Annotated in this window: 21 protein-coding genes and 1 tRNA gene; 9 read left to right on the top strand and 13 right to left on the bottom strand. The window is 56.7% G+C overall.

Going from position 1 to position 20,284, the window contains the following annotated elements; genetic code table 11:
- Window positions 1-276 precede the first annotated feature (276 nt).
- From IE102_RS13700 to IE102_RS13685, 4 genes are read right to left on the bottom strand one after another with little or no spacing between them, the layout of a single operon-like run.
- Window positions 277-1,353: an alkene reductase gene (locus IE102_RS13700; protein WP_189487627.1), complete on the bottom strand. Its 1,077-nt coding sequence runs from the start codon at window positions 1,351-1,353 to the stop codon at window positions 277-279.
- A 57-nt stretch (window positions 1,354-1,410) separates the two neighbouring features.
- Entirely contained in the window at window positions 1,411-2,199 is a 789-nt protein-coding gene (locus IE102_RS13695; RefSeq protein WP_189487625.1) for an SDR family NAD(P)-dependent oxidoreductase, read from the bottom strand.
- Window positions 2,200-2,254: 55 nt separating this feature from the next.
- Window positions 2,255-3,265: an NADP-dependent oxidoreductase gene (locus IE102_RS13690; protein WP_189487623.1), complete on the bottom strand. Its 1,011-nt coding sequence runs from the start codon at window positions 3,263-3,265 to the stop codon at window positions 2,255-2,257.
- A 33-nt stretch (window positions 3,266-3,298) separates the two neighbouring features.
- Complete coding sequence (locus tag IE102_RS13685) at window positions 3,299-4,126, bottom strand: oxidoreductase (protein WP_189487621.1); 828 nt, start codon at window positions 4,124-4,126, stop codon at window positions 3,299-3,301.
- A gap of 213 nt (window positions 4,127-4,339) precedes the next feature.
- Between IE102_RS13685 and IE102_RS13680 the strand changes: the two genes are divergently transcribed.
- Window positions 4,340-4,912, top strand: coding sequence for a TetR/AcrR family transcriptional regulator (locus tag IE102_RS13680; protein ID WP_189487619.1), 573 nt, complete (start codon window positions 4,340-4,342; stop codon window positions 4,910-4,912).
- 18 nt (window positions 4,913-4,930) lie between these two features.
- Here the strand turns inward: IE102_RS13680 and IE102_RS13675 are convergent, their stop codons facing one another.
- The 5 genes from IE102_RS13675 to guaB all read right to left on the bottom strand — a co-directional run bounded on the left by IE102_RS13675 (window position 4,931) and on the right by guaB (window position 11,173).
- Entirely contained in the window at window positions 4,931-6,106 is a 1,176-nt protein-coding gene (locus IE102_RS13675; protein WP_189488027.1) for a glycoside hydrolase family 140 protein, read from the bottom strand.
- 292 nt (window positions 6,107-6,398) lie between these two features.
- A complete protein-coding gene (guaA, locus tag IE102_RS13670; RefSeq protein WP_189487617.1) occupies window positions 6,399-7,937 on the bottom strand; it encodes a glutamine-hydrolyzing GMP synthase in 1,539 nt (512 codons plus the stop codon).
- 5 nt (window positions 7,938-7,942) lie between these two features.
- A complete protein-coding gene (locus IE102_RS13665; RefSeq protein ID WP_189487616.1) occupies window positions 7,943-9,262 on the bottom strand; it encodes an RsmB/NOP family class I SAM-dependent RNA methyltransferase in 1,320 nt (439 codons plus the stop codon).
- A gap of 6 nt (window positions 9,263-9,268) precedes the next feature.
- Window positions 9,269-9,658: an MAPEG family protein gene (locus IE102_RS13660; RefSeq protein WP_189487613.1), complete on the bottom strand. Its 390-nt coding sequence runs from the start codon at window positions 9,656-9,658 to the stop codon at window positions 9,269-9,271.
- A 54-nt stretch (window positions 9,659-9,712) separates the two neighbouring features.
- Window positions 9,713-11,173 (bottom strand): IMP dehydrogenase, encoded by a 1,461-nt coding sequence (gene guaB, locus IE102_RS13655; protein WP_189487611.1) that lies wholly within the window; start codon window positions 11,171-11,173, stop codon window positions 9,713-9,715.
- A 206-nt stretch (window positions 11,174-11,379) separates the two neighbouring features.
- Between guaB and IE102_RS13650 the strand changes: the two genes are divergently transcribed.
- Window positions 11,380-11,538: a hypothetical protein gene (locus IE102_RS13650; RefSeq protein WP_189487610.1), complete on the top strand. Its 159-nt coding sequence runs from the start codon at window positions 11,380-11,382 to the stop codon at window positions 11,536-11,538.
- 164 nt (window positions 11,539-11,702) lie between these two features.
- On the opposite strand, the gene IE102_RS13645 is transcribed toward IE102_RS13650, so the two are convergent.
- The gene (locus IE102_RS13645) at window positions 11,703-12,431 is read right to left on the bottom strand and encodes an RlmE family RNA methyltransferase (protein WP_189487608.1); all 729 of its coding nucleotides are present in this window, start codon (window positions 12,429-12,431) and stop codon (window positions 11,703-11,705) included.
- 118 nt (window positions 12,432-12,549) lie between these two features.
- Between IE102_RS13645 and IE102_RS13640 the strand changes: the two genes are divergently transcribed.
- The 5 genes from IE102_RS13640 to tgt all read left to right on the top strand — a co-directional run bounded on the left by IE102_RS13640 (window position 12,550) and on the right by tgt (window position 16,318).
- Window positions 12,550-13,017 carry a peptidylprolyl isomerase gene (locus IE102_RS13640; RefSeq protein WP_189487605.1) on the top strand — a complete coding sequence of 156 codons (468 nt, stop codon included), beginning with the start codon at window positions 12,550-12,552 and terminating at the stop codon, window positions 13,015-13,017.
- Between the two features lie 144 nt (window positions 13,018-13,161).
- Window positions 13,162-13,596, top strand: a complete 435-nt coding sequence (locus IE102_RS13635) for a hypothetical protein (RefSeq protein ID WP_189487603.1) — start codon at window positions 13,162-13,164, stop codon at window positions 13,594-13,596.
- 79 nt (window positions 13,597-13,675) lie between these two features.
- Window positions 13,676-14,089 (top strand): hypothetical protein, encoded by a 414-nt coding sequence (locus tag IE102_RS13630; protein WP_189487601.1) that lies wholly within the window; start codon window positions 13,676-13,678, stop codon window positions 14,087-14,089.
- A 31-nt stretch (window positions 14,090-14,120) separates the two neighbouring features.
- Window positions 14,121-15,200: a tRNA preQ1(34) S-adenosylmethionine ribosyltransferase-isomerase QueA gene (queA, locus tag IE102_RS13625; protein WP_189487599.1), complete on the top strand. Its 1,080-nt coding sequence runs from the start codon at window positions 14,121-14,123 to the stop codon at window positions 15,198-15,200.
- On the top strand, window positions 15,197-16,318 hold the full coding sequence (gene tgt / locus IE102_RS13620; RefSeq protein ID WP_189487597.1) for a tRNA guanosine(34) transglycosylase Tgt: 1,122 nt from the start codon (window positions 15,197-15,199) through the stop codon (window positions 16,316-16,318). The genes queA and tgt overlap by 4 nt, the downstream gene beginning before the upstream one ends.
- A gap of 1 nt (window position 16,319) precedes the next feature.
- On the opposite strand, the gene IE102_RS13615 is transcribed toward tgt, so the two are convergent.
- On the bottom strand, window positions 16,320-16,970 hold the full coding sequence (locus IE102_RS13615; RefSeq protein WP_189487595.1) for a hypothetical protein: 651 nt from the start codon (window positions 16,968-16,970) through the stop codon (window positions 16,320-16,322).
- Window positions 16,971-17,223: 253 nt separating this feature from the next.
- Between IE102_RS13615 and IE102_RS13610 the strand changes: the two genes are divergently transcribed.
- Window positions 17,224-17,300, top strand: a tRNA-Lys gene (locus IE102_RS13610).
- A 297-nt stretch (window positions 17,301-17,597) separates the two neighbouring features.
- Here the strand turns inward: IE102_RS13610 and hspQ are convergent.
- Complete coding sequence (gene hspQ / locus IE102_RS13605) at window positions 17,598-17,969, bottom strand: heat shock protein HspQ (RefSeq protein WP_229807767.1); 372 nt, start codon at window positions 17,967-17,969, stop codon at window positions 17,598-17,600.
- A 218-nt stretch (window positions 17,970-18,187) separates the two neighbouring features.
- Between hspQ and IE102_RS13600 the strand changes: the two genes are divergently transcribed.
- Window positions 18,188-19,387, top strand: a complete 1,200-nt coding sequence (locus IE102_RS13600) for a Ppx/GppA phosphatase family protein (RefSeq protein ID WP_189487593.1) — start codon at window positions 18,188-18,190, stop codon at window positions 19,385-19,387.
- Window positions 19,388-19,423: 36 nt separating this feature from the next.
- Here the strand turns inward: IE102_RS13600 and IE102_RS13595 are convergent, their stop codons facing one another.
- On the bottom strand, window positions 19,424-20,284 hold the full coding sequence (locus IE102_RS13595; RefSeq protein ID WP_302112843.1) for a peptidylprolyl isomerase: 861 nt from the start codon (window positions 20,282-20,284) through the stop codon (window positions 19,424-19,426).

The raw sequence follows: 20,284 nt of genomic DNA, 5'->3' as shown, positions 1-20,284 counted from the left end.
GCGGACATTTGCCGCTTCCCACCCCCACCTTATGTGCGAATTCCGATCGGATATCTGGTATGCTGCCGATATGCAGAAGTGAGTTGCGTTGGATGGGCTGGAAAATAACAATCATGTCCGAAAACCCATTCCTTACTCACAGACAGACCTGCTAGGCCGGTATAAATACATGAAGCCCCTAATTAGATATATTAGAGGCCTCATATTGTTTTATAGACTTAGGCGTGACACGTTATTGCAGCAAACCAAGTCATGACTCAGGAAAATCTACCAAGGTCAGAGCGCAGGATAGTCCGTATACCCTTCGGCGCCGCCACCATATAGCGTAGCTGGATTAAGCTCCGCCAGCGGTGCACCGGTTTTCAGGCGCTCGACCAAATCCGGATTTGAGATAAACGGCCGACCAAATGCAAACAGATCCGCCTTGCCCTCGCTGAGGCGCGTTTCTGCCAGTTCAAGATCATAGCCGTTGTTGGCGATATAGGTTTTGCTGAAACGTTTACGCAAAGCATCGTAGTCAAACAGTGCCACATCGCGCGGACCACCGGTCGCCCCTTCGACGACGTGAAGGTACACGATGCCCAGTTTCTCAAGTTCCTCAACGATGTAATTGAACTGCGTCTGAGGATCGCTTGCCGCCACTCCATTGGCTGGCGACACTGGCGAAATTCGGATGCCCGTGCGGTCCGGGCCGATTTCAGCGGCAACCGCTGCGGTAACCTCTAACAGTAAACGCGCCCGGTTTTCGACCGACCCGCCATAGGTATCCGTGCGGGTGTTGGCACCGTCCTTGGCGAACTGATCGAGCAGATAACCATTCGCGCCATGAACCTCAACGCCATCAAATCCGGCGGCGATGGCATTTGCCGCCGCCTGACGAAAATCCTCGACAATGCCGGGGATCTCTTCAAGGCTCAGGGCGCGCGGTTCCGAAACATCGACAAAGCCATTGTTCACGAAGGTTTTGGTTGCTGCCCGAATGGCCGACGGGGCGACAGGCGCACCGCTATTTGGCTGGAGATCAACATGCGACACCCGACCGACATGCCAGAGCTGAAGAACGATATGACCGCCTTTGGCATGAACCGAGTCGGTGGCTTTGCGCCAGCCATCAATCTGCGCCTGCGTGTAGATACCCGGCATGTCCTGATAGCCTTGGCCCTGCTGAGAGATCTGAGTGGCTTCCGAAATCAGAAGCCCCGCCGAAGCGCGCTGACTGTAATACTCGACGGCCAGATCGCCCGGCACAAAGTCCGACCCGGCGCGATTGCGGGTTAGCGGCGCCATTACAATGCGGTTGGCAAGGGTGAGCGCGCCCAGATTGTAGGGCTCGAAAATAGCGTCTTTTGTCATGTTTTACCTATGAGGTTTATGCAACGGTCGTAGCCGGGAAAGTCGAACCTTGGCCATCTAGGCCTGTGTCAGGTAGCGCTCCGCAGGCTCGGACTGACGGGTGTTCGGAAGTATGGCCACACGCGCCGCCTGATAAGCCTCCCATTGACCGGCATCGGGAAGCACCGGAATGGTCACGGTCTCGCGACGGTCAAAGCCGACAAGTGCGGCATCCACCAGATCACCGACCTCCATCACCCCGGTCAGGGTATTGACGTCTACACCAGAATGTTCCCAAATTTCCGTGCGGGTCGCAGCCGGCAGAACGGCCTGGACGTAAACGCCCTTGGGGCCAAGCTCTACACTTAAGCCTTGCGACAGGAACGTGACGAACGCCTTGGTGGCCCCGTAAACCGACATCGCAAACTCCGGTGCCAGCCCGACAACCGATGAAATGTTGATGATGGCGCCTTCCCCCGCCTCTGCAAAGCGTGGCGCCACAGCGCTGGCGAGACGGACGACAGCGGTCGTGTTCAACGCGACCAGTTTGGCAATATCATCGGTCGTTTGCGTTACAAAACTTCCGGGCAGGTTGCCGCCGGCATTGTTGACGAGCACGCCGATATTATGGTCATCGCGCAAGCGTGTTTCTACGGCCGTGAGATCATCAAGATTGGTGAGATCGGCCTGAAGGATGTCGATTGCAACGCCGGTCTCTTCGCGCAAACGGGCGGCGACGTCGTCCAGTCTGGCCCTATTGCGGGCAACAAGAACGAGGTCATGCCCGCGGCGTGCGAAACGATCGGCATAGATGGCACCAATACCGGTTGACGCGCCGGTAATGAGGACTGTGGCTTTATTAGTCATAATACTATCTCTTTGGTTTTTTACAGGATTGAGCCCGATTGAGGGCGGTTTAGGTTTAGACGCCCGGTGTAACGGTGATGACGACCTTGCCCTTGGCGCGGCCGCTTTCGACATATTCCAGAGCGTCCGGGGTTTTCTCAAAGGGGAACACCTTGTCCACGACAGGCCGGATGATGTTGGTTTCGACCAGGGCCGTGATGTCTCGTAATTGTGCACCGTCAGCGCGCATGAACAGGAACGCGTAGCGGACACTCAGCTTACGCGCCTGCTTGCGGACCTTGCCGCTCAGCAGGCCCATGACAAACTTCAGCACAGGGTTCAGTCCCTGAGCCTTGGCGAAATCGGTATCGGGCGGGCCGGAAATAGAAATGGCCAGACCTCCCGGTTTCAATACACGCAGTGATTTTTCGAGGGCGGCGGCGTCCTGACTGTTGAGTACCAGATCGTACCCGGACAACACCGTCTCGAAATCCTGCGTCTTATAATCGATGAAAACATCGGCCCCCAGTTGCCTGACCAGATCGGCGTTCGTAGCGCTGGTCGTGGTGGCAACCTTTGCCCCCAGGTGCTTGGCGAGTTGAATGGCAAAGGTGCCAACGCCGCCGGAGCCTGCCTGAATGAAGACCTTCTGTCCGGGCTTTACCTTGCCGACTTCGACAAGGGCTTGCCACGCCGTCAGCCCTACCAGAGGCAAAGAAGCCGCCTCTTCCATGCTAAGATTACGGGGCTTAGGTGCCAGATCTGCCGCCTTGACGGCGATGCTGTCTGCAAACGTACCGAACTGGAAGTCGCGGGGGCGGCCATAGACCGCGTCACCAACGCTGAACCCTTTAACCTTAGCGCCCATCCGCACGACCGTGCCGGCCAGATCGTGGCCGAGAACGAACGGAGGCTTATAGGGCAAAAAGGCTTTGAACTCGCCGTCCCGGATCTTGGAATCGAGCAGGTTCACCGCCGTGGCGTGAACTCGCACCAGAACATCGTCGTCCAGGATTTTGGGTTCCGGCAACTCGGCTAAACGCAAAGCACCTTTTTTTTGATATTTATCGACAACGAAGGCCCTCATGGCGCTTTCTCCCATTCAAATAGTGTTGCGATCTCAGGCGATGCCAAATTGCTTGCGCAAGGTCGCGTCAAACAGGGCGCGCGGTAGAAAGCGCCTCGCAAAAGAGGTTTGCCGTGCGGCCTTGCCCGAAGGGTAGCGCAGCCGTGGGGTCTTGTCCTCGGCGGCCGCCACAATGGTCGCCGCAACATCTTCCGACGTGTCTCCGGCCGCCATCGCCGCATCAAAGGCTGCCTGATATTTAGCCTTCGTCTGGGCATAGGCTGCAACCGGACGGTCGCCCTGCGGCGAATTGGCCTCAATTGAGGTCTTGGTGGCCCAGGGCTCGATCACCGCGACGCGGATGCCAAACTGACGCACTTCGTGGTCCAGCGATTCCGAATAGCCCTCAAGGGCGTGCTTGCTGGCCGAATAATAGGCGCCGTAAGGCCCCGGTATCAGCCCCATTACCGAGCCGATGTTGAGTATGCGGCCATGGCCCTGCTGACGCATCATCGGCAGAACCGCATTGGTCACACGTACAACGCCCAGGAAATTAGTATCGAACAGCGAACGCACCTGATCTATCGAGCTTTCCTCGGCGGCACCGGACACAGCGTAACCGGCATTATTGATCAGGAGATCGATATGGCCGAGTTCGGCATGGGCCAGAGCAATGGCCGCAGCGACGGAGTCATCAGAGGTCACGTCACATGCAATCATCCGGATACCCTCGCGAACCTCATTAGGGGTCGCCTTTCGACTGGTGCCGATCACCCGATAACCGGCCTTTGACAGGGCCAGAGCTGCGGCCTTGCCGATGCCGCTCGACGCACCGGTAATGAAGGCCGTTTTGTCGCGGTGTACTTTTTTAGACAAGGCCATTTTCGTTTCTTTCTTAGGTGTCCGGCGCTGGTTAGACTTCAGATGGAGGCAAACGACGCTGCGCATATTTTAGATGATGATTATCATCTTTTATGATAGATGATATTTACAATCTAAATTGTCAAGCGCGTTTTTGACTATGTGTGGACGCATACCTCCGAAACAGGCCAAGTTGGTCTGCTGGCGAGGCCCGACCAGAAAGGACAAGCACAGATGAGAGTGTCACGAGAAAAAGCCTTGGAAAGCCGTGAGCAGGTCATTGATACGGCGGCGCGCTTACTACGTGAACGCGGCTTTGACGGCATTGGCGTGGCCGATATTATGAAAGCCGCCGGGATGACACATGGCGGATTTTATCGTCACTTCGAGTCAAAGGACGAACTGGCCGTCAAAGCCAGCGAACGGGCGATCGCAGAGTCGAAAGCCGTGATCATCGATGAGCTGTCGAAAAGGCCGCAAGACCCACTCCGGGCAGTCATTGAGCGCTATGTGTCTTCGATCCATCGCGACGATCCCGGCACCGGCTGTATACTTCCGGCCCTTGCCGCCGACGCTGCGCGCCGGGATGACCCGGCTTTAAGTCAGGTTTTCACGGACAACATACAGGAATATCTCGATCAGCTTGGGACACTTCTGGCTGTCCGTCCCGCCGCGACTGGCGTTCGCACGCCCTCAGCCATCCTTGCAGAGATGGTCGGCGCCGTCGTTCTATCGCGGGTGATCAGCGACAAAGCGATGGCAGATCAGCTAATTGGCGACGTTGTTGATGATATAGTTGGTAAGTAGGCGCACCCTATGCTTCCACTATAGTCCGGGCGGCACAAAACCGGCATCTGCGTCGTCGAGCACCAGAACCCAATCCGGACCGTGAGGAGGACTTCGAAAGGTATATCGCCCCTCTTTGGGTACTGTGCCGATTAAAATCCCAACGCCTGAGCGAGGATCGAACCACCATGCCCTGAGTGTCTTTCCATTCAATTTCATCAAGTCTACAGTGGCCTCCTGATCATATTGGGGGAAATAGATCATCGCATAACGACCCGCCTTGTCGCGGGTAGCGACGATGCGGGACTTGCCCTGACCGAGATCACTTACCACAAGGCTATCGTCCGGAATGCGACCTGTTTGAGGCCTTGACTGCATCAGGTACCGCAAAAATCCCATCTGGCGCCCACCAGGGCGCTGCATCCCGCTTACCCAATCCATAGTCGCTAAATTAGTGACATCGTTGCGTGATCCGACAAACGGCCATACGGCGTTGTGTCCATAGGTTACGCCAGCAGCTCCGGCGAATACCGAACGATATACCTGTTTGCGAACATCATAATCATCGTAGAAACCCGTAGTGGCATCCCAGCGCGGCCAGGGGTTGTAGGCATGATCTTCGTAATTGGGCTCCAGATCCATGGTAGGTTTCGCGGTGGGAAGATGGAAATCGCGATGGACAAGCTCCCACACGGGGTAATCGCGCCCCCCGCCGTGACCGCTCTGCATACCATTAAAATCAAGCCATGCCTGATCAGCGAGAACAACCGAGGTTGATCTAGCAGCCCCTTGGGGATGGTAGCCGATCAAAGCCCGCTTACCGTAACCGGCCTCTATGCCTTGCGCCATTGCGCTCCAGACAGGTGTCCAATCAATTGTTTTTCCGAGATTATTGCGCGCCGCCATGACTTTGTCATTAGTATCGCTCCCCTCTTCAATACGGGGAGACCTGTCGCCGCCAAGCATCCAGATGACATTGTCGTAGGGCTTTAAGCGGTCACCCAGAAACTGTCCGTACGCTTTGACGTCCGGTAAGTTGTCATTGCGAAATAACGCAGGCCCGGTGCCCCAAGGGGCGGTAACCTTATCCCCCCATGTCGGTAACAAAATAACATAGAGCCCAAGGGAGTCGGCTTTTGCGATTATCTTCTCAAGTCGATCAAAAAATGCGGAATCTGGTCTTGAAATATATTGCCCATCTTTTTTTCGAAGCATCACCTGTAAACACTCGTTTATTGTCTACGCGTCGGCATATTGTACCTCAAACAATCCGCACTACGGAGGGCGGCGGTCGGATGGACCGAAATATATCTACCGTCACGGCCCTTAATGCCGTGACGGTAGATTCAATTTCTGGCGGTATCAAGCTGACGACATACCGCTCCTACGCTGTCACGCGATTGGATGAGGGTTCAAAAGTAAGCAATAAATTGTGAATTTTTCTATTGAAAATCAAATATTTATATCACAATAGAGAGCAAATCAAGGCGCAAGAAAGTGCTCGGATTTATTCCCACTCGATGGTACCGGGGGGCTTTGAGGTCACGTCATAAACGACACGGTTGACCCCTCTGACTTCATTGACGATGCGGGTGGCGCAGCGCCCCAGCACGGCCCACGGGAACTCATAGAAATCCGCCGTCATACCATCCGATGAGGTCACGGCCCGCAGCGCCAGCACGTCCTCATAGGTGCGGGCATCGCCCATGACGCCGACGGTTTTCACCGGCAGCAACACCGCAAAGGCCTGCCAGATCTGATCATAGAGCCCGGCCTTGCGGATTTCATCAAGATAGATGGCATCGGCGTCTTGCAGGGTTTTGACCTTTTCCGGCGTCACTTCTCCGGGGATACGGATGGCAAGCCCCGGCCCAGGGAACGGGTGGCGACCGACAAAGGCATCGGTCAGGCCCAGTTCTTTGCCCAGAGCACGCACTTCGTCCTTGAACAGTTCGCGCAACGGCTCGACCAGTTTCAGCTTCATATAGTCAGGCAGACCGCCGACATTGTGGTGCGATTTGATGACGGTTGATGGCCCACCGTGCGGCGAGACGCTTTCGACCACATCGGGATAAAGCGTGCCCTGCGCCAGAAATTCCGCGCCGTCAATTTTCGCGGCTTCTTCGTCGAAGACCTCGATAAACAGGCGGCCAATGGTTTTGCGCTTTTTCTCAGGGTCGTTCTCGCCCTTTAGTGCACCAAGGAATTTATCTTGCGCCTGCACATGGATCAGCGGAATATTGTAATGATCGCGGAACAGGGTCACGACCTGCTCGCCCTCGTTTTTGCGCAGCAAGCCGGTATCGACGAACACGCAGGTCAGTTGCTCACCGATCGCTTCATGGATCAGCACGGCGGCGACCGACGAATCCACCCCGCCCGACAAGCCGCAAATAACCTTGCCAGTGCCGACTTGTTTGCGAATCTTCTCGATCATTTCCTGACGGAACGCCGCCATCGTCCAGTCGCCTTTGAGGCCCGCGATCTCGAACAAAAAGTTGCGGATCATGTCGGTGCCGCGTTTGGTATGCACGACTTCCGGATGGAACTGCACCGCGTAGAAACGCTTGTCTTCATTGGCAATCGCGGCAAATGGCGCACCCTCAGAGACGGCGATGACCTCAAAACCATCAGGGATGGCCGTCACGCGGTCGCCGTGGCTCATCCACACGGTCTCTTTGGCGTCCAGGCCTTTGAAAATCGGCGACGATGTGGTGATTTCGATCTCGGCGCGGCCAAATTCACGGTGATGACCGCTTTCGACCTTACCGCCCAGCAGATCGCACATCAATTGCTCGCCATAGCAGATGCCAAACACCGGCAGCCCCATATCGAACAAGGCCTTATCAACCGTCGGCCCAGCATCAACAACGCTGTGCGGGCTGCCCGACAGGATGACCGCGTTGGGCTGCACGTTTTTCAGCGCCTCAGCCGCCTTGGTAAAGGGATGGATTTCGCAATAGACGCCGCATTCACGCACCCGGCGGGCGATCAATTGGGTCACTTGCGAACCAAAGTCGATGATCAGAACCTTTTCGTGGTGCATGGTGTTTAAGCTTTCCGTTGGTAGAGCGAGACGAAGAAACCATCAGTATTGGACTTGGCGGGCGACAGGCGTAAGCGATGGCCGCGCGTATCTGTTGCTTGGGCGATTTTGACAAGGGCGTCACCGCCCGCTGGCGTAATTTGAGGCACCTTAACCGCGTCGGCAATGGTGCGCGGTGCGAACTGCGGATGATCGACCTCGAACCGATCCGCCGTCATCTCATTCTCATCCGGCAGGACAGAACACGTCACATAGGCCAGCAGCCCACCGGGCTTTACCAGACGCGACGCCTGACGAAGAATTGCAGATTGCAATTCATGCAGACGTACAACCTCTTCTTCGGTCAGTTTATGGGCGGTTTCCGGCCGTCTGCGCCATACGCCTGAACCGGAACAGGGCGCATCGACCAGCACCACATCGGCCTTGCCCTCAAGGTCTTCCAGCCCCTCACCGGCCGCGCCAAGCTGACGAAACTCGGCCTCAAGCCCGGCCCGTGCCAAACGCGGCTTGATATTGTTCAGGCGCGTCTTTTCAATGTCAGACGCGATCAGAGCGCCAGACGTCTTGCCATTTGGTGCCTGCATCGCCTGCAGCAGCCCCAAGGTCTTGCCACCCCCGCCCGCGCAGTAATCAACCACCGTCATACCGGGTTTAGCGCCCGCCAGAAACGCCGCCAGTTGTGAACCTTCATCCTGAATTTCAATGATGCCCTGACTAAACGCCGGTAACGCGCGTACATTGGGCGGCGGATCGGCGGGCAGACGCAGACCAAACGCTGAATAGGGCGTCAACTCAGGCTTATACCCCAGCATCTCCAGCCCTTGACGTATCGGCTCACGGTCACCATTGACGCGCAGATCAATCGGGGCCCGTTCCTGCATCAGACCTTGGGCCTCGGTCAGCCAGTCGTCGCCATAAACCGTCTTCAGGCGTTCGGCGACAAAGGCCGGCAGGCCGGTTTGCGTCCCTTGCGAGGCATCCCCCTCACTGGCAATCAATTGATTGCGTTCAGCAACCGACAGCGCGGCTGGCGCATAGCCTTCACCGTTATAGAGTTGGTCGATCTCATCAAGTGAAACCCCATCCAGCAGGTGTAAAGCCCCTAAAATCAATGACCTGCCGGAATCAGACTCCATTGCAACTGACAAGTGTTCGCGCGCACGCAGGGCCTGATAGACCTTATCGGCAATGGCACGGCGATCCTTTGAGCCCGCATAACGGTGATTGCGGCCCCAATCTTTCAGAACCTCTTCGGCGGCTTTGCGCGTACCTTTGAGGATGTCGAGAATGTCAGCAGCGGCGGCTAATCGGGCGGCAGGGGTCATAATGTCCTAAATCAACAAGGCGATCAGACAGGCAACGATCGCAAAAAACGACACCAGCCAGATCGCGAAACGAAACGGCCAGCCAAAGGCATAGGCCGGAATATAGAGTGTGCGCGCCACCAGATAGACCGTGGCGCCGATTTGCGACAGCTCAGATGAGCGGCCCCTCAGCGCTAGGCATATAATGATGACAGCAAAGAAAACAAAGGTTTCCTTGAAGTTGGCAAACGACCTCTGCAACCGCGCCGCCATGCCAGTGTATTCAAACGGCTTATCGCGCGGGCCCGCCGCATATTTCAGATTACCTTCCTGACGACGCGCCGCCAGAGCCGTGATCACCAGATGGATCAGGCCCAGGATAACGGCATAGGCAAGAATAAACACTTCATAGGACATGGACGGCTCCGGTACAGGTTCAGGACCACCTTTATGATGGCCCTGTCTGATACGCTACTGGCGGTAGTTTGGAGCTTCGCGGGTGATCATCACGTCGTGGACATGGCTTTCGCGCAGGCCCGCATTGGTGATGCGCACAAACCGCGCCCGCTTTTGGAACTCCGCAATATCGGGCGCGCCGACATAACCCATCGACGCCCGCAAACCACCGACCAGTTGGTGAACAACCGGCGCGATCGGGCCTTTGTAAGGCACCTGTCCTTCGATCCCCTCGGGCACCAGTTTCATGGTGTCCTGCACATCCTTCTGGAAGTAGCGATCGGCCGAGCCGCGCGCCATAGCCCCGACCGAACCCATGCCGCGATAGGATTTGTAGGAGCGGCCCTGATAGAGAATGACCTCACCGGGCGCTTCTTCGGTGCCGGCAAACATCGACCCCAGCATGGCGGTAGACGCACCCGCCGCAATGGCCTTGGCCAGGTCGCCCGACAGCTTGATGCCGCCGTCGGCGATGATCGGCACGCCGGTACCTTCGGCGGCCCGCACACAATCTATAATGGCGGTAAGCTGCGGCACGCCGACGCCAGCCACCACGCGGGTGGTGCAGATTGAGCCCGGCCCGATACCGACCTTAACCGCATCCGCACCGGCATCAATCAGGGCACGGGTCGCGTCATAGGTCGCGACATTACCGGCCACGATCTGAACGTGATTATAGGCTTTCTTGATGCGCTCAACGGCCTGAGAGACCAGAATGGAATGGCCGTGGGCCGTGTCGATCACGACTACATCCACGCCGGCTTCGATCAGCCCAATCGAACGCTCAAACCCGGCATCGCCAACCGTGGACGCCGCTCCGACCAAAAGCCGTCCGGCATCGTCCTTGGCCGCACTGGGATAGGCTTGCGATTTTTCCATGTCCTTGACGGTGACAAGGCCGACAGCGCGGTAAGCGTCATCGACCACAATGATACGCTCAATCCGGTGCTCGGCCATCAGATGACGGGCCACCGATTGCTGAACGCTGCCGTCTTTCAGGGTGATCAGTCCTTCACGCACCATCAGTTGCGCGGCGATTTTGGAATTATCGCTTTCAAAGCGGATATCGCGGTTGGTCAGGATACCGACCAGTTTGCCCGTGCCGCGCTCGACCACCGGAAAGCCGGAAATACCGCGACGGGCGATGATGTCACGAACTTCGGCCAGAGTCGTTTCAGGATTGATGGTGATCGGGTTGATGACCATGCCCGACTCAAAACGCTTAACTTCGCGGATTTCTTCGGCCTGACGCTCTACGCTCAGATTGCGGTGAATAATTCCCATGCCGCCGACCTGCGCCATAGCCACCGCCAGACGCGCTTCGGTAACCGTATCCATCGCGGACGACACCAGCGGGATATTGAGATTGATCGAGCGGGTGAATTTAGATTTCGTATCGACCTGAGTGGGAATGACCTCTGACGGGCCGGGTTCCAGCAAAACGTCGTCGAAGGTTAAGCCTTCGCGTATTTCCATTACGGACTCTCCATTTTGCGGGTTGTTCCTAAGCCAAGCGCCGCAATAGGTAAAGGGCTTGAATGAAATTTTTATGCGCCCATCTAATAAGTCTGCGTGCCGTTAGCCTGGCCTAGAAAATAAGACGTTTTTAACCACGCTTATAACGGCTGCCTTAATCACTTCGGGGTAGTGTGAAATGTCCATCCCTCACTAAGGCCACCGTCATGAGCCATTCCACGCAGTACCAAATCGCCAAAGGCCTTGTCTGGCTGTCGTATCGCCTGCGCCCGCTGTTCGCCGGTCGGGTGTTTGGGGCCATGATGGAACGCCACCGCGCACGCTTAAAAATCTCGGGCTATTTCCCCAAAGCCGTTAAAATTTAACGATCAGCCGTGTGGGCGCCTGCCTTCGCACGCGCTATTGATCCAACGTCCACCGCCATCGAGACAAACATCTCTGGCGATTACCGGGCTAAACCGAAAATAAAGCAACAGTCCGATAAGTGAGATCGCCAGCAAGACCAGAGGTAACCACTGGCTGACCCGTCTCATCCTTTAAACCCCATCGCCACGATAAAGGTTTCGGACGAACCCTGACGGCTGGCCTTGGGCTTTATGTGCTTCACCTCGGTAAAATTGCGCTTAAGGATATCCAGCACAGCATGGGTTTCACCGCCCTGAAAGGCCTTGGCCACAAAAGTGCCGCCGGGCTTTAAGTTCAAAATCGCAAAATCAACCGCCATCTCAATCAGGCCGACGATCTTAAGGTGATCGGTCTGCTTATGGCCAACCGTATTGTGCGCCAGATCCGACAGCACCAGATCAGGTTTACCGCCCAACATCTCCATCAGGCGTGGGCCAACTTCCGGGTCGGTGAAATCCGCCTGAATGATCTCAGCCCCCGGCACCGGATCGACCGGCAGCAGATCAACCCCGACCACATGGGCCGCGCCGCGCTTTTTGGCGACCTGCACCCAGCCACCGGGCGCACAGCCCAGATCAACCACCCTCACCCCACGGTGCAGCAGCTTAAAGCGGTCATCAATCTCGGTCAGCTTGAATGCCGCGCGTGAGCGCCAGCCTTCGGCCTTGGCCCGCGCCACGAACGGGTCATTTAATTGCCGCTCCAGCCATTTGGCTGAGGATTCCGTGCGCTGCTTAGCCGTTTTGACGGCGGTGTGACCCTTGTTACGACCGGACAGATTGCCGCCGGTCGGGGGCTTGACCATTTTACGGCGCGCTTCGGGGGCGTCTTCAGGCGTTTTTTTATCGTTCATGGCAGGGCTATAGCGCTTTTTACGCCGCCGCAAAATGGCCTGACGTTAAATTACTTTTTGAAATAGCCACCGCAATGGCCTAAGAGGGGCGCAATTGTATACTCCAAGAGGACGCACCATGTCGGCTGATCCCGAAAACACCATCATTCTGACCCTCGAATCTGGCGAAGTCGTCATTGAACTTCGCCCTGATCTGGCGCCGAACCACGTCGCCCGCATCAAGGAATTGGCCCGCGAAGGCTTTTATGACGGCATCGTCTTTCATCGCGTGATCCCCGGCTTCATGGCGCAGGGCGGCGATCCCGAAGGTCAGGGCTATGGCGGCTCCGGCAAAAAGCTTAAGGCTGAGTTCTCGAATGAAGCGCACGTACGCGGCGTCTGCTCGATGGCCCGCTCGATGAACCCGGATTCCGCCGACAGCCAGTTCTTCATCTGCTTTGACGATGCCAATTTCCTTGACCGCCAATATACGGTCTGGGGTCAGGTCACGTCGGGCATGGAACATGTCGATGCCCTGCCCAAGGGTGAGCCGCCGCGCGCACCGGGCAAGATCGTGTCCTTCCGCGTCGCCGCTGACGTCACTTAACTGATGTAAAATCCAGCCGGTTCAGCGCACCGCTCCGCGGCGGTGCGCTTTTTGGCGTTTGAACGCCGGCCACAGTCAATCATTCATTAAAGGTCCACAGCTATAGTTGACATCCATAGGGACTAAACCAGAGGGCAACCGGTCATGGCGATACGATCGCGAATTACGGTACGGCTGGACGAAGAGCGCAAGATCATTGTGTTCAGAGTGCTAGGGGACGTAGACGGTGCTGAAATCGTTGATACCCTGATGAAGACCTATGCGGCGCTAAACGAGCCCTGGACATACCACCGCATTCTGGATATGCGCCGCCACGATGGCTTAATGCACGTAAGCCATATCGATGATCTGCGGCAACGCTGGCAGGCTATGGCCGGTGAGGATCATAACGTCATGCGTGGCGCTGTAATCACCCACAATCCGGTCAGCTTTGCCCGCATCGGCAATGTGCGCTCGTCATTTAACAATAAAAATATTTATACTTTCCGTGAATTCGAAGAAGGTATGGCGTGGGTCGAAAAGGGCGAACTGCCCGAATATGAAATGGCCGATGAACTCAGATTTGCGGCCAATTTTTAGGTCAATAAAGACTTAATGAGTTCCTCTTAGTATCCATCCTGTAACCTATGCCTAAGCGCCTTCAGGAAAAATCGCCGCCATGTCTATCCGTGCGCGTCTTGTCTTTGATGTTGATGATGCCCGCCGGATGATCACGGTGAAATACTTTGGCGATCTGGATTCAAAGACGATAGCCGATACACTTGCGGCCCAGTTTCAATCCCTCGAACAGCCCTGGCTCTACGACTCTTTATTCGATATGCGCCGGTTTGAAGGGGTTGTCGTTCTGGATGATCTGGCGCAGATGGCCCGCGCCTGGAATCAGGCCGCGCGCGGCCGGGATGCGGGCAGGCTTACCGCTATCGTCAGTGCAGACCCCCTGACACATGCCCGCCAAAAGGCCTATGAGGCGGGCTTACCTCTGCGGATCGTGCGCACGTTCAATGAGCTGACCGAGGCGACACAATGGCTGGAGGCCATGCGAAACGCTACGGACCCCAAGCTGGCCTCTTGACCTTTGGTCGCTTTGCCTGTTTGAAGCGGGCATGCTGGTATCTCAATTTGATTTCGACCTGCCCGACAGCGCCATAGCCCTGCGCCCTGCCACGCCGCGGGAGAGCGCACGCCTGATGACCGTGGACGAAAATGGCGAGATCGGCGATCATCATGTCGCCGATCTGACCCGCCTCATTCGCCCCGGCGATATTCTGGTTGTCAACGACACCAGGGTTCTACCAGTGCAACTTCACGGTCAGCGCAACCGCGAGGGCCAGTGTGTGGATATCGAAGCCACCCTGATCAAATCCCTGTCGCCCGTCATCTGGCAGGCCTTCATCAAGCCGGGCCGTCGCGTAAGAGTGGGAGATATAGTCAGCTTTGGCCATGAGGGCAGCGCGTCGATCTTAAACGCCATCGCCACGGCCAAGGACGACGACGGCCTTTACACCCTGTCGTTCGACCACAGCGCCGAAGACATGAGCACCCGCCTGCATAAGATCGGCGGCATGCCCCTGCCACCTTATATCCGTTCAAAACGCAGCGAAGATGAGCAGGATAAGACCGATTATCAGACCATTTTTGCCGCCTCCGAGGGCTCCGTCGCGGCCCCGACCGCCGGTCTGCATTTTACGCCCGCCATCCTCGAGACCCTGACCGCCAAAGGCGTCGAGATCGCTCAGGTCACCCTGCATGTCGGGGCCGGCACGTTTCTGCCGGTCAAGGTAGACGACACCCGCGACCATAAAATGCACGCCGAATATGGTGAGGTGACCCAAACGGTGGCCGATAAGATCAACGCCGCCCGCGCCAATGGTGGCCGCGTAATCTGCGTCGGCACCACGGCGCTGCGGCTGATCGAGAGCGCGTGCGATGATGACGGCGTGATCCATCCGTTTGCCGATGAAACCTCGATCTTTATCACCCCCGGCGTGCGGGTCCGGTCAGCGGACATTCTGATGACCAATTTCCACCTGCCGAAATCGACCCTGTTCATGCTGGTCTGCGCCTTTTCAGGCTATGAGACCATGAAAGCGGCCTATGCCCACGCGGTTGAGACCGGTTACCGCTTCTTTTCCTATGGTGATACCTCGCTTTTGGCCAATCGTTCCGGTATTGACGCGCGATGACAGCTTTTCCCTTTGAACTGACGGCCAGTGATAGTCAGGCCCGTACCGGCGTATTAAAAACCCCGCGCGGCGATATACCGACCCCGATCTTTATGCCGGTTGGCACCGCCGCGACTGTGAAGGCCCTGACGCTCGATATGGTGCGCCAGAGCCATGCCAAGATCATCCTCGGAAACACCTACCACCTGATGCTGCGCCCGACGGCGGAGCGGGTGAAGCGGCTGGGCGGGTTGCATAAGTTTATGGGCTGGGATGGCCCTATCCTGACCGATTCCGGCGGCTTTCAGGTCATGAGCCTGTCGCAGATTTCCAAGGTTACCGAAGATAACGTCACCTTCCAGAGCCATATCGACGGATCGCGCCACATCCTATCACCTGAACGCTCCATTGAAATTCAGGCCGATCTGCTGGGTTCTGATATCGTCATGCAACTTGATGAGTGCGTATCCTACCCTGCCGATGAGGCCCGCGCCCAAAAGGCCCTGCAACTGTCAGCCCGCTGGGGTCAGCGGTCAAAAAATGCATTCGGCACCCGCGACACTCAGGCTTTGTTTGGCATTCAGCAGGGCTCGACCTTTGAGGCCCTGCGCCGCGAATCGACAGATCGGTTGCTGGAGATCGGCTTTGATGGCTATGCCATTGGCGGTCTGGCAGTCGGCGAAGGCCATGAGGCCATGTGCGACACGCTCGATTACTGTGCCTCGATCCTGCCGTGGGATCGCCCGCGCTACCTGATGGGGGTCGGTAAGCCCATTGATCTGGTCGAAGCGGTGGCGCGCGGGGTCGATATGTTCGATTGCGTCCTGCCGACCCGCTCCGGCCGTCACGGTCAGGTCTGGACGTGGGAAGGGCCGATCAATATCAAAAACGCCCGCTTTGCCGAGGATGACACCCCGCTTGATCCGACCAGCGATTGCCCGGCCAGCCGTGACTATTCAAAGGCTTATCTGCATCACCTGATGCGGTCTGAGGAAATTCTGGGGCAGGTTTTGCTGTCGTGGCACAACACCGCCTTTTTCCAGGCGCTGATGATAAGAATCCGAACCGCCATTGCCGCAGGCGAATTCGCTCAGTTCAGAGCGTGGTTTCGCGAAACCCACCTGCGCGATAAGGCATAGCCTATTTATTCGAGCGCCGTGCCGTCGGCGAGGTGCGCACAACGTCCGAAGCCTCAATAACATCGGCGCGCCGACCACGCGGGGCCACATCCTCGGCCATTTGCGGCATGACGGCGGGCACGAACCACGAAGGGGCCGCAGGAGGTGCGCAGTTCTTGTTCAAGCCAATCCCTTTGAGATAGGCGCGACGGACAATCCCGGCTTGCTCGGCACGATCAATAGATTTCTGGTGCTTTTCCGCACCGGTAATTTTACGCACCAGGCCGCGCATCGGGATGATATCGCGCGCGGCGGATCGCACAGCCCCCAGAGTATAGCTGGTCGCGGCGCGACCGCTCTTTTCCGTCATATCGCTTTCCGGGGGTGGCGGTTCATCGAAATCATCGCCCAGAACCTCATCCAGACGCCGGACTTCGGCAGCAATCCCTTCGCAGCGTTCCATGCCGGTCAGGTCATAGGTTTTGGTGGAAGCGCGTATCAAAATAGCCGGAATATCGTCACGGCGCAGATTGAGGTCTTCGAGGGGTGCGGCCAGCGCATCGCCAAAACCATCCCCCACATCCATGGCGCTCTTTTTCATGGTCGAGCCGATTTTGCCTTTTTTCTCAGGTTCAGCCTGAGCATAGACAGGTTTTGATTCGACGAGAGACATCTCCCCCGCCTTGGGCTTGGACGCACATGCCGTCATACCCAACGACGTAAAGCCCATGCAAACAAGGGAAATGATCCCTATCTTGCGGCCCGCGCCCAAGGAAAATTCAGTGCTCACTGAAAAGCCTCCACACCTTTTACGCCATAAACCAATAAAACTGCGTCAAAATAAAGATGATGTGCTTGCGTAATCAGTCACACCTCTCTATGTAGTCCCTCTCGCTGACCGGTACTTGGTCGGCCATGAGGAGAGTGAGCTCTTAGCTCAGCCGGCTAGAGCATCTGACTTTTAATCAGAGGGTCCTGGGTTCGAGTCCCAGAGAGCTCACCAACTCACAAAATCTCCGCAGCAAAAAATCCGTAGTCCGATACGATCCGGTAGCGCCACCGCGCCCCCCAAAGGGCTCCGCCGTTGCACGCGATTGCAAGGTATTTTCTGCCTTGAAACACTGTTGCAACATTGCATCACCCAAAAATCGCAAATCAATCACTGTGGTAGCATTGACACGATTTTAAATAGGGTCAACTGCGCAGATGAGTCTAACCGTTCTCTTCTGATATTATATGACAGCATTTATAGGAATTCGATGGGGGCCGCAGGACACAAAATAAACCTGATCTAATTCGGTTAATTGGCCAGCCGTATCTTGGGCAGGTAGCGGCCATTTTCAAAACGATCGAAAATCAGATCGGTCTGCGGGTGGCGCAAGGGCTCCCCCGTGTCATCGGCGTCCAGATTGCCTTCTGAGGCATAGGCGACGTAACAGCTTTCACCGTTTTCCGCGAGCAGATGATAAAAGGGCTGGTTCTTTTCCGGACGCACGGCTTCCGGGATCGCCTGCCACCATTCTTCGTCATCCAGATATTGCGGATCGACATCAAACACGACGCCGCGAAAATCGAACAGACGATGCACGACAACCTGACCTATATCAAATTTTGCGCTTCGCTGATACGTCATCGGTTCACCGCCCTGATCCGGATTGCCGGAGAAATGCATAATTGAATTAGCCCCTGTTCATAAGCGCGATTCGTCCGTGGTCGCCTCATGCCGCCTTCATGTTTTAGCGCGAATATTCAAAAAGGCCTTTCCCCTTCTCCCCTTGGTTGATAGTGTTTTCGCGAAGTGGGTGCATGTGGAGATGATGTAACGATATCGCGTCATTTCGACCTCACCCGAAACATAAAATAACAATAAAAAAGCGGGGTATGAGCCACATGACAAAGGCTCCCTCTGACCATAGCGGACGGCCTGTGGCCTCCGGCAAAGCTTTGAACTCCGCCTCGGAAAATCCGGGTGCGGCTAGACGTTCTGAGGGGTTGAAACGCAGGCGGCGTGGCTCAGCGCAACAAGCGGCGGCATCCGATATAGCCAATTACGCGGCTCTTGATCTGGGCACCAATAATTGCCGGCTGATGATTGCGTCTTTTCAGAACGGCCAGTTCAAAATTGTCGAAGCCTTCTCCCGCATCGTCCGCCTTGGCGAAGGTGTATCCTCCACCGGCAACCTGCAACCGGCGGCGATGGAGCGGGCGATGGCCTCCCTCCGGCAATGCGCCGAGAAGATCAAGCGCCGCAATGTCGTGAAAATCCGGGCCGTCGCCACTCAGGCCTGCCGCGCGGCGGGGAATGGGGCCGACTTTATCGCCCGCGTCGAGCGTGAAACGGGCCTTAAGCTCACCATTATCACCCCTGAAGAGGAAGCCCGGCTGGCCGTCGTTGGGTGCGCCTCCCTGCTCGATACTCCCGCCAAGGCCGCCATCGTCATGGATGTCGGCGGCGGATCGACTGAAATTTCGTGGCTGGACCTCAGCCAGTACACCCCGCCCAAAGATATAGCCACGACCGGCAACCTGAAACTGATCAAAAATCACCCGCTGCCGAAATGCTGGCTGTCGATCCCCAAGGGCGTGGTCAATCTGGCCGAACGCTTCCCGGAGCCCAAGGACGGCGATCCCAAGGTCTGGTTTCAGGCCATGGTGGCGGATGTTCAGGCCGAACTGGAAAAATTTCGCGATGCCGACGGCATGACCGAGCACTTTTTCAATGGCGAGACCTATATGATCGGCACGTCGGGCGCGATCACTTCGCTGGCCGGTATGCATCTGGGGCTGGAACGCTATGACCGGTCGCGCGTGGACGGCCTGTGGATGACCCATGACGACTGCAAGGCCGTGATTAATCGGCTGCTGGAACTGGGCCAAAAAGGCCGGGAATATGAGCCGTGCATCGGCAAGGATCGCGCCGATCTGGTGCTGGCGGGGGCCGCCCTGCTTGAGGCCGTGCAGAACTTATGGCCCTCGCAGCGCCTGCGTGTCGCCGACCGGGGCCTGCGCGAAGGGCTGTTGCTGTCGATGATCAAGAAGAAAACACGCCATAGACGCCGCCGCAAACCGGGCACACATAAAACGGTATAAAAAAGCCCCTTCACCTGAGTGAAGGGGCTTTTTTGATTACTCGACCTTGGTTGGCACCGTGATGTCGCAGGCGGAGAAATCAGCGCCCTTTTCTTTGCGAGTCTTTTCGATCAGGTCGGCAAAGGCTTTTGAGCTGGTGTTCATAACCTTGACCTTGGGACGGTCGGCTTCGGGAATGTCAGCCATGATCTGAACCTTGGTCATGGTATCAGGGTCAACCGGCGGCTCACCGAGTTTCAGCTTACGCACCACATCCAGACCCTGCACCGTCATGCCAAAGGCCGTGTAGCGCTTTTCCAGCGCCGCATTATAGGAGCGCATCAAAAAGAACTGCGAATTGGCCGAATTATTGTCACCGGCCCGCGCCATACCCAGCACGCCGGAGCAATAAAGCCCCCAGGCGTGAACCTTGCCGTCCTTGGCAATAGGGATCAGTTCCTGAACCTGCGACTGCACCGGCATGGCACCCAGATAGCCGATCTGAGAACCACGCGGACGCGATGCCGTCACCATCGGGAAATCAGCACCGTGACGAATGGTAAATTCGCCGGGGACGTTAGGCAGGGTTGAACCGCCCTCACCCGTGCCTTGCGGATCACCGGTCTGAGCCATAAAGCCCTCGATCACGCGGTGGAATTTTTGACCGTTGTAAAAACCCTGACGCGTCAGCGTCTTCATGCGCTCGACATGAGCCGGGGCCAGTTCAGGATACATTTCAACGACCACGCGGCCTTTGTTCGTATCAATGACGAGCGTGTTTTCGGCATTCAGATCGCGCCATTCCGAAGCCGCCTGCGCCAGAGCCGCACTGATGGGTGCAAACGCCGTTGCCACCACCGTTAATCCCAAAACGGCGGATTTGAGTGCCGCAGACTTATATTTCAGAACAGACATCAT

It is taken from the genome of Asticcacaulis endophyticus, from assembly GCF_014652575.1.
GTDB classification, from domain to species: Bacteria; Pseudomonadota; Alphaproteobacteria; order Caulobacterales; family Caulobacteraceae; genus Asticcacaulis; species Asticcacaulis endophyticus.
The sequence above is the reverse complement of the archived record's forward strand: the minus strand, read 5'-3'. Positions and strand labels throughout refer to the sequence as shown.

Bases quoted from the DNA above. Each gene is read 5' to 3' on its own strand.
- IE102_RS13700 (WP_189487627.1), bottom strand. From the start codon at position 1,353: ATGACAAAAGACGCTATTTTCGAGCCCTACAATCTGGGCGCGCTCACC.
- IE102_RS13695 (WP_189487625.1), bottom strand. From the start codon at position 2,199: ATGACTAATAAAGCCACAGTCCTCATTACCGGCGCGTCAACCGGTATT.
- IE102_RS13690 (WP_189487623.1), bottom strand. From the start codon at position 3,265: ATGAGGGCCTTCGTTGTCGATAAATATCAAAAAAAAGGTGCTTTGCGT.
- IE102_RS13685 (WP_189487621.1), bottom strand. From the start codon at position 4,126: ATGGCCTTGTCTAAAAAAGTACACCGCGACAAAACGGCCTTCATTACC.
- IE102_RS13680 (WP_189487619.1), top strand. From the start codon at position 4,340: ATGAGAGTGTCACGAGAAAAAGCCTTGGAAAGCCGTGAGCAGGTCATT.
- IE102_RS13675 (WP_189488027.1), bottom strand. From the start codon at position 6,106: ATGCTTCGAAAAAAAGATGGGCAATATATTTCAAGACCAGATTCCGCA.
- guaA (WP_189487617.1), bottom strand. From the start codon at position 7,937: ATGCACCACGAAAAGGTTCTGATCATCGACTTTGGTTCGCAAGTGACC.
- IE102_RS13665 (WP_189487616.1), bottom strand. From the start codon at position 9,262: ATGACCCCTGCCGCCCGATTAGCCGCCGCTGCTGACATTCTCGACATC.
- IE102_RS13660 (WP_189487613.1), bottom strand. From the start codon at position 9,658: ATGTCCTATGAAGTGTTTATTCTTGCCTATGCCGTTATCCTGGGCCTG.
- guaB (WP_189487611.1), bottom strand. From the start codon at position 11,173: ATGGAAATACGCGAAGGCTTAACCTTCGACGACGTTTTGCTGGAACCC.
- IE102_RS13650 (WP_189487610.1), top strand. From the start codon at position 11,380: ATGAGCCATTCCACGCAGTACCAAATCGCCAAAGGCCTTGTCTGGCTG.
- IE102_RS13645 (WP_189487608.1), bottom strand. From the start codon at position 12,431: ATGAACGATAAAAAAACGCCTGAAGACGCCCCCGAAGCGCGCCGTAAA.
- IE102_RS13640 (WP_189487605.1), top strand. From the start codon at position 12,550: ATGTCGGCTGATCCCGAAAACACCATCATTCTGACCCTCGAATCTGGC.
- IE102_RS13635 (WP_189487603.1), top strand. From the start codon at position 13,162: ATGGCGATACGATCGCGAATTACGGTACGGCTGGACGAAGAGCGCAAG.
- IE102_RS13630 (WP_189487601.1), top strand. From the start codon at position 13,676: ATGTCTATCCGTGCGCGTCTTGTCTTTGATGTTGATGATGCCCGCCGG.
- queA (WP_189487599.1), top strand. From the start codon at position 14,121: ATGCTGGTATCTCAATTTGATTTCGACCTGCCCGACAGCGCCATAGCC.
- tgt (WP_189487597.1), top strand. From the start codon at position 15,197: ATGACAGCTTTTCCCTTTGAACTGACGGCCAGTGATAGTCAGGCCCGT.
- IE102_RS13615 (WP_189487595.1), bottom strand. From the start codon at position 16,970: ATGTCTCTCGTCGAATCAAAACCTGTCTATGCTCAGGCTGAACCTGAG.
- hspQ (WP_229807767.1), bottom strand. From the start codon at position 17,969: ATGCATTTCTCCGGCAATCCGGATCAGGGCGGTGAACCGATGACGTAT.
- IE102_RS13600 (WP_189487593.1), top strand. From the start codon at position 18,188: ATGACAAAGGCTCCCTCTGACCATAGCGGACGGCCTGTGGCCTCCGGC.
- IE102_RS13595 (WP_302112843.1), bottom strand. From the start codon at position 20,284: ATGATGTCTGTTCTGAAATATAAGTCTGCGGCACTCAAATCCGCCGTT.